The organism is Rhizocola hellebori, assembly GCF_016862955.1.
GTDB classification, from domain to species: Bacteria; Actinomycetota; Actinomycetes; order Mycobacteriales; family Micromonosporaceae; genus Rhizocola; species Rhizocola hellebori.
Map to the genome: position 1 here is coordinate 1 of NZ_BONY01000203.1, position 647 is coordinate 647.

Consider the following 647-nt stretch of genomic DNA (forward strand, 5'->3'; position numbering starts at 1 on the left):
TGGAAGGCTCACCCCCGATCACGTTCAGCCACGCCGTCGAGAACCCTTACCCCGACGGCGCTTCACCATGTCCGCCCCGCACCCCAAGGCCAGCCCTCCCGGCGGCATGAACCACCGGCAACGCTTCACCCCACAGCGCCCAAAGGCCCGGACTCCCCACAGCACAACAGCCAGCCGCGCCACACCCGTGCCGCCACCACCGGCAGCGGCACGGCAAGCGCCAACCCGGCACCGCCGAAGACCAGCACTCCGGGAGACCTGACACCACCAGGAGACCTCACGCCACCAGGAGACCTGACACCACCAGGAGACCTCACGCCACTGGGAGACCCAGCACCCCAGAACACCCGACTGCACCGAAGGGCCACGGCACCTACATCTCTGCCTCACAGTCCCGACACAGAGATGCAGGTGCCGCGAAAGCAATGCCCACCAGCCGCGACGCTCGGCTGCCTGAAGGCCAGCGGGAGCATCAGCCGCGCCACAATGGCGACTGGGAACCCAACGGCGCACCAGCCACGCCACGCCGTTTGCGGGTCGGCGGGGCACCTACATCTCTGCCTCGCTCTGTTGATGCAGCGAGGTAGGCGCCACGGCCCCTCACCGCGACTGATCGACAGCGGGAACCGCCGGCAGGGGTGTGTAAG

At 68.5% G+C, this 647-nt stretch carries 1 protein-coding gene; it reads right to left on the reverse strand.

Features of this window, described 5'->3' with window-relative positions:
* Nucleotides 1–125: 125 nt before the first annotated feature.
* Nucleotides 126–281, reverse strand: coding sequence for a hypothetical protein (locus Rhe02_RS49525; RefSeq protein ID WP_203915562.1), 156 nt, complete (start codon nucleotides 279–281; stop codon nucleotides 126–128).
* Nucleotides 282–647: the final 366 nt, after the last annotated feature.